Annotated in this window: 13 protein-coding genes; 7 read left to right on the top strand and 6 right to left on the bottom strand. The window is 57.3% G+C overall.

Annotation, left to right across the window (positions count from 1 at the left end; translation table 11 throughout):
• Together CU669_RS21520 and tnpA are read left to right on the top strand one after the other, a co-directional pair.
• Positions 1 to 180 (top strand): hypothetical protein (locus tag CU669_RS21520; protein WP_112147491.1); only part of this gene is annotated, 180 nt, incomplete at its 5' end.
• Between the two features lie 55 nt (positions 181 to 235).
• Complete coding sequence (tnpA, locus tag CU669_RS20720; RefSeq protein ID WP_112147492.1) at positions 236 to 595, top strand: IS66-like element accessory protein TnpA; 360 nt, start codon at positions 236 to 238, stop codon at positions 593 to 595.
• Positions 596 to 696: 101 nt separating this feature from the next.
• Here the strand turns inward: tnpA and CU669_RS20730 are convergent, their stop codons facing one another.
• The 3 genes from CU669_RS20730 to CU669_RS22170 are packed head-to-tail and all read right to left on the bottom strand — an operon-like array spanning position 697 to position 1,754.
• On the bottom strand, positions 697 to 1,110 hold the full coding sequence (locus CU669_RS20730) for a HEPN domain-containing protein (protein ID WP_112147493.1): 414 nt from the start codon (positions 1,108 to 1,110) through the stop codon (positions 697 to 699).
• Positions 1,107 to 1,562: a nucleotidyltransferase domain-containing protein gene (locus CU669_RS20735; protein WP_161539764.1), complete on the bottom strand. Its 456-nt coding sequence runs from the start codon at positions 1,560 to 1,562 to the stop codon at positions 1,107 to 1,109. The genes CU669_RS20730 and CU669_RS20735 overlap by 4 nt, the downstream gene beginning before the upstream one ends.
• A 45-nt stretch (positions 1,563 to 1,607) precedes the next feature.
• Positions 1,608 to 1,754, bottom strand: a complete 147-nt coding sequence (locus CU669_RS22170; protein WP_112147495.1) for a DUF4113 domain-containing protein — start codon at positions 1,752 to 1,754, stop codon at positions 1,608 to 1,610.
• 162 nt (positions 1,755 to 1,916) lie between these two features.
• On the opposite strand from CU669_RS22170, the gene CU669_RS21255 reads away from it, so the two are divergent.
• The gene (locus CU669_RS21255) at positions 1,917 to 2,120 is read left to right on the top strand and encodes a hypothetical protein (RefSeq protein ID WP_146747838.1); all 204 of its coding nucleotides are present in this window, start codon (positions 1,917 to 1,919) and stop codon (positions 2,118 to 2,120) included.
• Between the two features lie 228 nt (positions 2,121 to 2,348).
• Here the strand turns inward: CU669_RS21255 and CU669_RS22115 are convergent, their stop codons facing one another.
• Positions 2,349 to 2,471, bottom strand: coding sequence for a hypothetical protein (locus CU669_RS22115; protein ID WP_275667830.1), 123 nt, complete (start codon positions 2,469 to 2,471; stop codon positions 2,349 to 2,351).
• A gap of 187 nt (positions 2,472 to 2,658) precedes the next feature.
• Here CU669_RS22115 and CU669_RS20745 point away from each other — a divergent pair, with 187 nt between their 5' ends.
• From CU669_RS20745 to CU669_RS20765, 4 genes are all read left to right on the top strand, one after another.
• Positions 2,659 to 2,877, top strand: a complete 219-nt coding sequence (locus tag CU669_RS20745) for a hypothetical protein (protein ID WP_146747839.1) — start codon at positions 2,659 to 2,661, stop codon at positions 2,875 to 2,877.
• Positions 2,878 to 2,915: 38 nt separating this feature from the next.
• Complete coding sequence (locus tag CU669_RS20750) at positions 2,916 to 3,938, top strand: DUF2333 family protein (protein ID WP_112147497.1); 1,023 nt, start codon at positions 2,916 to 2,918, stop codon at positions 3,936 to 3,938.
• A 355-nt stretch (positions 3,939 to 4,293) separates the two neighbouring features.
• On the top strand, positions 4,294 to 4,689 hold the full coding sequence (locus CU669_RS20760) for a bacteriohemerythrin (RefSeq protein ID WP_112147499.1): 396 nt from the start codon (positions 4,294 to 4,296) through the stop codon (positions 4,687 to 4,689).
• A 27-nt stretch (positions 4,690 to 4,716) separates the two neighbouring features.
• Positions 4,717 to 4,947: a helix-turn-helix domain-containing protein gene (locus CU669_RS20765; protein WP_112147500.1), complete on the top strand. Its 231-nt coding sequence runs from the start codon at positions 4,717 to 4,719 to the stop codon at positions 4,945 to 4,947.
• 77 nt (positions 4,948 to 5,024) lie between these two features.
• Here the strand turns inward: CU669_RS20765 and CU669_RS20770 are convergent, their stop codons facing one another.
• On the bottom strand, positions 5,025 to 5,210 hold the full coding sequence (locus CU669_RS20770) for a hypothetical protein (RefSeq protein WP_112147501.1): 186 nt from the start codon (positions 5,208 to 5,210) through the stop codon (positions 5,025 to 5,027).
• Positions 5,211 to 5,226: 16 nt separating this feature from the next.
• The gene (locus CU669_RS20775; protein ID WP_239988826.1) at positions 5,227 to 5,928 is read right to left on the bottom strand and encodes a glycoside hydrolase family 25 protein; all 702 of its coding nucleotides are present in this window, start codon (positions 5,926 to 5,928) and stop codon (positions 5,227 to 5,229) included.
• Between the last annotated feature and the right edge of the window lie 236 nt (positions 5,929 to 6,164).

Here is a 6,164-nt window from a genome sequence, read left to right on the forward strand (position 1 = left end):
CTCGGCGACTTGGCCACCTACTGCCGCATCCAGGCCACCACGCCGCTCAACGAGAATTACGTCTTCACCCTCACCTCGAGGCCGACCCCGACCCAGAAACGCGCCTTCGAACTCCTCGGCATCGCGCCGGAGTGGTATCCCCCCGGTGACGACCGCCTGTTCAGGCTGCCCGTGCTCTGAGATTCTGCCAGCCTGATTGGCGTTGGTGGTGGCGGATGTGTCCACAAATTCGGTTATGGACAGAAGTTCGGTGGTTCGGCGCCGGAACCGGTCGTGGCCGGAACCGCTGAAACGGGAGATCGTCGCGGCGACGTTCGAGCCAGGAGCCTCGGTCGCGGCAGTGGCGCGACGCTATGAGGTCAACGCCAATCAACTCTTCGGCTGGCGGAAGCTCTTTGGTCCGCCCGGGCTCGACACGATGACGCCGGCCTTGGTGCCGGTGGTGCTGACGGGGGAGGTGGCGTCGCTCGCGCCTCCAATCTCACCGGATGATCGGATCGAGATTGAGCTGGCCAGCGGCTATCGTATTCGTGTCGGCGGTGATGCCGCTACCGCGACGCTGCGGCGGGTTCTCGACGTTCTGGAACGGCGATGATCCCGGTTCCGAGCAATGTCCGGGTCTGGCTGGCGGTCGGCCGCACCCACATGCGGCGTGGCATGAACGGCCTGGCGCTTCCTCGGCTGATCAGTGGCGACTTATTTCTGCCCAAGCTTCTCGTTGCACCATTCTTCGATAGGCTCGATTAGCGCGGCGACTTTTTCAATACCGTCGTTCAGCGCCGCGTTTTCAGGGCCCGTGGGAAGAAAGCCGGTCGACGGGTATCTCGTCAACGTGGCGTAGGACGTAAATTCGTCAAAGGCCATAAGATCGGCACGCCATTCGTGAGAATCCAACAGCCCATCGTTGATCATTCTTGCGATGTTGTGATGGTGAAATTTTTTGTCGTTGAGATTATGCCCCTCGGCGGCCAGCACCGCCTTCACTAGCTTTTCCGCGGCTTGTTCGAGATGGAAGGCTGAATGGCGAGGGAAGCTATCCCTGAGGGCCTTCGACACCGCCAGGTCATCTTTCGCAAGCTGTAAGAACGACAGAACAAGTAACGTGCTCATTGCTTGCTCCTTCGCAGTGAGACATCCTGGTATAGAAGTTTTCCTTCTGAAATAATCTTAGCGACAAATGTGCCGACATTGTCCTTATCTACAATGTAATCGCTCCAGGCGCATGGAACTATATCATAAGGGATGCCGCATGCTACCAGTGGAGACGCAACATTGTGATGTGTGTATGCCGCTTTATCTAGACCATCAGGCAAGACAACCATGATATCGAAATCACTGTCTTGTCGAGCATCGCCGCGAGCACGACTTCCGAACAGCCAAATCATCCTCGGCCGCAAGGACGCCACAAGGCGATCGCGCATAAACGCAAGAGCCGCATCTGCACTCTTGAATCCACCGACGGGCCGGTTCTCGATGTTGGCGATCAGATCCCTCAGATCGCGTTCTTTGCCCTGCTTTAACAGATCTGCGACGGCCTGCAGCACGTCACGATGCTCAGGCATGGCCCTGATCGACTGAACTGGGAGCGCCATAGCGACCCCTCCGTATTACGTTATGACAATTATTGTAATACTGAGCCGCTCTGAGGTCAAGGCGGGGCTGTCGTTACCATCTCGCCTCTCGCCTCTCGCCTTCGCCACCAAGATCTCGGCCCACCGAGTCGTGCAACTGGGCGACTTGTTGGTACACCGCATCTCTCAGCCCTACGCTGGCAGCCCTCTGTGTCGCCATGAGGGCGGGCGTCACGGGCGGCGAAAGCTTGGCACGCGACTTGGTGGAGGGAGCGCGACGGCACTGATGCAAACATCAAAGCTTGCCTGATAGAGTTCAGTGGCTGCCATCGCCCGGAGGGTGCCATGCTTGAAGTGAACCGAGATCAAGTTCTCTGGCTTCTTACCGCCCACCCCGACACCTGGGATTTGGCTGAAGCACGTGCGTGGCTTTCTGAAGAATGTGCCCGGCTTGGCTTCGTCAAGGAGGTTGAGCCTGGAAAATGGCGAAAGACGGGCAGGGGCAACAGGGTCATTCAGTGGCGGCAATCTCAAACCGCCTCGGCTTAATCACACGATGACGATCCCGCAATATGGGGTGGATCGTCGTCGGGGTCAGTTTGGAGTTCCAGCCATTCGCGCGCGTCAGTCCTGCTCTCGCTGCTGATTGCCTCGGTTTGGGACGCCGTGGTGGCGAGGAAGGGAATGGCAGCCCTGGGGGGCGACGTTCCACCCCGTCCTCAGCCTGAGTTTGCACCGGAAGCGCAGGCTTCCAGAAGCCCATCCGGAATGACGCGCTTACTTTGCCTTGGTCGTGGTCGGTTGCGTGCCTTTGGTCGATGGTGCCGCCGCGATGGGCTTCGGCTTCACGACTTTCGGCTTCTTCTTCTCGCGATTGGTCTTCTGTTCGCCCTTGGACATGACCACCCCTTCCATGAAGAGGCTACAGGATATCACGACGCACCAGATATATTCGCACATTTGCGTCTGGGACGGCTTATAGCGCTTTCCCCTCGCCGGTCAGTGCATAACTGTTCGGCTCCCTTGCTTTTCGGGCTCCACCCTGTAGGCTATGTCGCAGTGCAGCATTTGTTTGGCGGCAGCGAACATGACCAAGAAATTGATACCGCATGTTCAAAGCGGCGACCGCTTTATCAAGGTCGGTGAACCGCACGGAAAAATCTGGCAGGTCGTCAATCTCAGCATCGCTGTCGATGGCATTCTCCACGCACGTCTTCAGGACGACAGCCGGATAAACGGCTCGATGACCATCGCTGCCGGGGTCTTGACTGATCCACGCTTCTGGAGTGTGGCGCTGCCCATTTAGCACCCCATATTCCTACAAATGAGCAAGAGGATGTCTCGATGATGATGGCACCGCTGAAGGCGCTGAAAACCAAAATCGGCGATATCAAGGACGCTCTCATCGACTGGTTCGTCGATGCAGGCATCATCGCCAAACTGGCAATCGGCGGGATAGCCGCTGCTGTGGCCATCTTCTTTGCGCTGTTCATCTATGAATACCGTATCGACGATGACCCCAGTCTAAAGCCTTCTCCGCAGCATGCGGTCGAGGGCGGCAGCAAAGCCGTCACCATGGCGGCGACACTGATGGATCTTGAAACCCAGCATTGGGCACCCAACAAGCTGTGGTTCTACCCCATCGCCCACAGCAGCAACATGATCGCCTACCAGAAGGGCATCCAGTATGCGGTGGCGCAATGGGCCACCCAGATGACCGATTTCCTCGGCCGCGAGAGAGGGTCGGGTGAAGCGGACCCGAACCTTGTTGCGGCCAAAGGGTTGCTCAATTATGACCCGACCGCCTTCATGCTGCCGAGTGCCGTCTCACAATACCGGGACGGCATCGGGAACCTGGATGACTACAACCGGCGTCTCGCCCACGGACAGGCCAAGTATGACAAGATCGCCAGCAGCCTGTCCGACTTCCTGATCAAGGTCGGCAAGGACATGGGCAGCCAGTCTGGCACCATCGAATTGACGGTGCTGTCGCCTGACGACTTCACCGAAGCCGAAAAGCAGCGTCTCACCGACAACCAGCGTCGGGTCCTGTCGAGCAATGGCGGCTATTTCGACGGCCGATCCAGTCAGGTGTTCTTCGCCACCAAGGGCCGCATGTACGCCTACTATGTGATCCTTAATGCCCTCGGGGAAGATTTCCACGACGTAATCGTCGCCAAGGGGGCCGAAGCGCACTGGCAGAATATGCTCGTCTCGTTGCGGTCCGGCGCATCGTTCTACAAGTTCTTCATCGCTAACGGAGCCGGTGGGTCGTACTTCATCCCGTCCGATTTGGCTTATCAGGGCTTCTTCCTGCTGCGCTTTGACAAGCAACTCCAGGAGGTGGCCGATATCCTCAATCGGTGATCTGTGGGGGCGATTGATTGCGAATGATGGCCATTTCTTGGATTAGTTATGCCTTGCCGTTGTTTGGCGAACAATCGAGGCGCTGTTCTCAGAGCGGCGTTGAAGCTCCTCGTTGGCGAGTATCGGATATCGAGCGGGGCGAGAAAGTCGATGCCCAGCGTCTATTCCAACTGATCCAGAATTGGCTGGTGACCCATATCCTAGGTGAAGACCGTAAATTCGTCCCTTTCCTAACGAGCCACACTGCCAAACCGGTCGGGCAGTGGAAGCAGTCAAACGGGCGGGACTGCTAATAAACGGCGGAAAGTTTCTCTTCCCGTGCTGGTGAATATGTTCGAGATCATTGGAGAATCTGATGGATAGGCTGGGGTGGAGCGATAAATTATCCACGGGTTTTGCAGAGATAGACGAAGACCATAAAACCCTTTTTGACTATCTCCATGCCCTAGAGGTGGCCGTCAGAGACCATAAAGCAAGCGAAATGGCGAAGGGTATACTAGGTGGACTGCGCGATTACGCCAAATATCACTTCGACCGTGAGGAAGCGATATTCACCAAGCATCAGGGTTACAAGCTCATGGCCTTCCATTTGGAGCAGCACCGCCAGTTCGCGGCGCAGATGGTAAAATTTGAGGAACAACTTTCTGCAGACGTCGATGTTTCAGCTGAAATGGTGTTCTATCTCTCCAAATGGCTGGTTCGTCACATCATGACCGAGGACAAGGTGTTTTTCGATACCTACTCGCCATAGACAGCCCGATCTTACGATCGGCTGCCCATGACAGATGCCCAAGTTCTGCATGCCGCCGCGCTGGCCGAGGTCATAGGTCTCCATGAGGCCCACGTATCGCGAGCGATGAAGAAGCTTGTCGAAGCAGGCTGGCCGATTGATTTGGGTAAGAGTGGTCGCCACCCAAACCGCTTCGTCCGGATCGCACCTCAGGCCCCGGCGCTCCCCACCGCCGCCTGGATCAACCCGCCTGAAAACTCGGGGAAGTTGGCTGCTTAAACTGATCGGAACGCTGTCTCAAAATCGTTGACGCGCGCCGGGCGAGATCGTGCTCACCAGGGGATCATCGTTCAGCGTCACGCATCCGATCCGCTATCGCCGCCACCAAACAGCATCTCAAGACCAAGGATGCCAAGGATCACCCACTTTAATTTCCACAGTACCCATAGAGCCAGCGCTCCGCAGCCAGCGATGATAATGGGCACCTGCAAAAACAGGTGCAATGCTCCAGCCAGGAACAGCAGGATGGCGAAAGAACGCATGGGGATTCCCTCTTGCTCAAGCTTTTCGTCTGGTTGGCCCGTTCCCAGCAGACGCTGTCCAGAATTTGTGGAGCATGGTCGCGTCACCCTTGAAGAGATTGCGATCGCATCGAACTACGCCTGAAACACTCCGGACCCTATGACCTCGAGGGCCACCATCGTCGGTATCACCGGCATATTGCCAGAAATGCCATCCCTTGCCGCGCCAGGCGCTGGGCAATTGGGGTTCGAAGCGGTAATCGGCGAGCCAGAGGGGGCAATTCGCCAAGATGGAATGCTCACTGATCCGGCCGCCCAGCCTGTATTGTGGATGCCCCATCGGTTCGCCGTCTGCCCAGGCCGCAGTGGTGTAAATCATTGGGTGTCGACCGGTGGTGGCAACAATCGATTTCACAAATTCTTCGGCTTGCCGCAGGCGCATGGTGTTGGACGGGTTCTGTTCGTTGAACTCGAGGTCCAAGGCCATCAGCGTAGAGGGCCCCGGTCGTGCCGCATTGAGGAACATTGCCGCCTGGTCGGCGCCGGAATATTCATGGGTCCCAAAATGATAGGCGCCCCAGAGCAGGCCGACCGCTTCGGCCTCGGCCCGCCGTTTGACATACAGGGGATCGCGCCAGTCGCCGCCTTCACTGGCCTTGTGAATTACCCCGAGGATGTTGCTTCGCTGCCGAGCCAGTCGGAAGTCGTTGACGGTCGTTGAGTGACTGATGTCGATCACGGCATCCAGCTTACCCCCAGATTTAGCCGCCACAGCATTCGTCGGCCTGCTCACCACACCTGCGGCCGCGGCTGTAAGTCCGAATAGTCCAGTAAGTACCGTTCTTCGGGTAAACATCGTTATCGGCCGCTATGGAACCAAGTTCGTCAAGCCCGTGATCCTAGTGCACTGACGCAAACACAGGATTCACAATCGATCTGCGCCGTGCGAGTCTGTGGTCATGGCACAGACCGTCA

This window comes from Paramagnetospirillum kuznetsovii, assembly GCF_003284725.1.
Classification (GTDB): domain Bacteria; phylum Pseudomonadota; class Alphaproteobacteria; order Rhodospirillales; family Magnetospirillaceae; genus Phaeospirillum; species Phaeospirillum kuznetsovii.

Excerpts from the sequence above, each read along its gene's own strand:
- tnpA (WP_112147492.1), top strand. The coding sequence starts at position 236 with ATGGACAGAAGTTCGGTGGTTCGGCGCCGGAACCGGTCGTGGCCGGAA.
- CU669_RS20730 (WP_112147493.1), bottom strand. The coding sequence starts at position 1,110 with ATGAGCACGTTACTTGTTCTGTCGTTCTTACAGCTTGCGAAAGATGAC.
- CU669_RS20735 (WP_161539764.1), bottom strand. The coding sequence starts at position 1,562 with ATGCCTGAGCATCGTGACGTGCTGCAGGCCGTCGCAGATCTGTTAAAG.
- CU669_RS22170 (WP_112147495.1), bottom strand. The coding sequence starts at position 1,754 with ATGCGGTGTACCAACAAGTCGCCCAGTTGCACGACTCGGTGGGCCGAG.
- CU669_RS21255 (WP_146747838.1), top strand. The coding sequence starts at position 1,917 with ATGCTTGAAGTGAACCGAGATCAAGTTCTCTGGCTTCTTACCGCCCAC.
- CU669_RS22115 (WP_275667830.1), bottom strand. The coding sequence starts at position 2,471 with ATGTCCAAGGGCGAACAGAAGACCAATCGCGAGAAGAAGAAGCCGAAA.
- CU669_RS20745 (WP_146747839.1), top strand. The coding sequence starts at position 2,659 with ATGACCAAGAAATTGATACCGCATGTTCAAAGCGGCGACCGCTTTATC.
- CU669_RS20750 (WP_112147497.1), top strand. The coding sequence starts at position 2,916 with ATGATGATGGCACCGCTGAAGGCGCTGAAAACCAAAATCGGCGATATC.
- CU669_RS20760 (WP_112147499.1), top strand. The coding sequence starts at position 4,294 with ATGGATAGGCTGGGGTGGAGCGATAAATTATCCACGGGTTTTGCAGAG.
- CU669_RS20765 (WP_112147500.1), top strand. The coding sequence starts at position 4,717 with ATGACAGATGCCCAAGTTCTGCATGCCGCCGCGCTGGCCGAGGTCATA.
- CU669_RS20770 (WP_112147501.1), bottom strand. The coding sequence starts at position 5,210 with ATGCGTTCTTTCGCCATCCTGCTGTTCCTGGCTGGAGCATTGCACCTG.